Source organism: Clostridium boliviensis (genome assembly GCF_033342255.1).
Lineage (GTDB): Bacteria > Bacillota > Clostridia > Lachnospirales > Lachnospiraceae > Lacrimispora > Lacrimispora boliviensis.
The window spans coordinates 1-396 of record NZ_JAWONS010000112.1; the positions used below are offsets into that span (position 1 = coordinate 1).

Consider the following 396-nt stretch of genomic DNA (forward strand, 5'->3'; position numbering starts at 1 on the left):
CAGGTTGCGCACATTGATCAGAATCAGGTGATTGTCCGTTCCGCCGGAGATCAAATCAAATCCCCGATCCGCTAGGGCTTCGGCCAAGCGAGCGGCATTTTCCACCACGCGGCGCGAATAATCCTTGAAATCCTCCGTAAGGGCCTCCGCCAAGGCCACCGCCTTGGCAGCAATGACGTGCATCAGGGGGCCCCCCTGGATGCCGGGAAAAACCGCCTTGTCGATCTTTTTGGCGTATTCCTCCTTGCACAGAATCATGCCGCCCCGGGGACCGCGCAGGGTTTTGTGGGTGGTGGTGGTCACAAAATCCGCATGGGGAACCGGGTTGGGATGGTGTCCCGTGGCCACCAAACCGGCGATGTGGGCCATATCCACCATCAACAGGCAGCCCGCCTC

1 protein-coding gene is annotated in these 396 nt (G+C 60.1%); it reads right to left on the minus strand.

Features of this window, described 5'->3' with window-relative positions; translation table 11 throughout:
• On the minus strand, nt 1-396 hold a 396-nt coding region (locus RZO55_RS07825; RefSeq protein ID WP_318063728.1), incomplete at both ends, for an aminotransferase class I/II-fold pyridoxal phosphate-dependent enzyme.